At 67.8% G+C, this 494-nt stretch carries 1 protein-coding gene and 1 pseudogene; both read left to right on the forward strand.

Features of this window, described 5'->3' with window-relative positions:
- Nucleotides 1-278: pseudogene (locus RM844_RS32210) on the forward strand (hypothetical protein); the annotation flags it as partial.
- A 52-nt stretch (nt 279-330) separates the two neighbouring features.
- Nucleotides 331-494: response regulator (locus tag RM844_RS32215; protein WP_311670993.1), on the forward strand; the 164-nt coding region annotated here is incomplete at its 3' end.

The following is a 494-nucleotide window of genomic DNA, read 5'->3' on the forward strand; positions in this document are numbered from 1 at the left end:
GGGTGCGTGAGCTCGAGTTCGACCGCCTCAAACTGCCCAGGCCGGATTGGCAGGTGCTGCTCGACGTCCCGACCGAGCTGGCCGCGCAGCGCGCCGAGCACCGGGCCAACACCGAGGCCGATCGCGCCAGAGACGCGTACGAGCGCGACGGCGGGCTGCAGCAGCGCACCGGTGAGGTCTACGCCGGGCTGGCTGCGGCCGACTGGTGCGGGCGATGGGCCATCGCGGGCCCGGATGTGGACCCGGACGCCCTCGCGGGTCGGCTAAGCAGCAGATAAAGCGGAGAAACCCGCGTGTGGTACCCCGGTTTTATCGCGATCGGGTGACACCATGGACACCATGAGGCAAAGGATCCTTGTCGTCGACGACGACCCATCGCTGGCCGAGATGCTCACCATCGTCTTGCGTGGTGAGGGATTCGACACGGCGGTCATCGGAGATGGCAGCCAGGCACTCACCGCGGTCCGCGAACTACGACCCGATCTGGTCCTGCT

The organism is Streptomyces chisholmiae (assembly GCF_031845445.1).
Lineage (GTDB): Bacteria > Actinomycetota > Actinomycetes > Streptomycetales > Streptomycetaceae > Streptomyces > Streptomyces chisholmiae.